The following is a 528-nucleotide window of genomic DNA, read 5'->3' on the forward strand; positions in this document are numbered from 1 at the left end:
CTCCAGTTGCTAAGATCAGTGACGAGCCAGAAAAGGCAATGTGTGAAGACATTTTCTTTTTGATGAATCTTAAACGTCGTTTTGAACAACCGCTTGATTTAAATGAATGTCGTAAGCTCATTGATCGCCTCGAAAGCGAAGGGCAGAACTACCTTATTGATGCGTAAACACCACGCTTTTTAGCTCCTTTCTTGATAATCACCCTCTATTGTTTCCATAAATTTATATCGGTAAACGAAGAGGGTGATTTCGTTATAGTAAGTCTTATATCAATCATTGCTCCCCTGCGTTTTTTGCGTCGCTAGAGACTATGATTGATAGATACTCCCAACGTTGCGGCATTGTGGAAAGTGTTCTTTCGCAGAGCACTCACTTAGCCTGATCACATAGTTTATCTATGCGTTTATCTGCTTTTTCATGACTTTGGGCTTCACGTAATAGCTTGAATCAGGAGTCAAAAATGAATTTAGTTGTACATTTGCAAAAGAAAGCGATAAGAAAACACGGCTATGAGATGGCAACACGCCA

General features: G+C 39.8%; 2 pseudogenes. Both read left to right on the forward strand.

Features of this window, described 5'->3' with window-relative positions:
* Positions 1-167 (forward strand): annotated as a pseudogene (locus tag R7Q48_RS30730) (nicotinate phosphoribosyltransferase); the annotation flags it as partial.
* A 293-nt stretch (positions 168-460) separates the two neighbouring features.
* Positions 461-528: pseudogene (locus R7Q48_RS30735) on the forward strand (acyl-CoA synthetase); the annotation flags it as partial.

The organism is Vibrio sp. 378 (assembly GCF_033339435.1).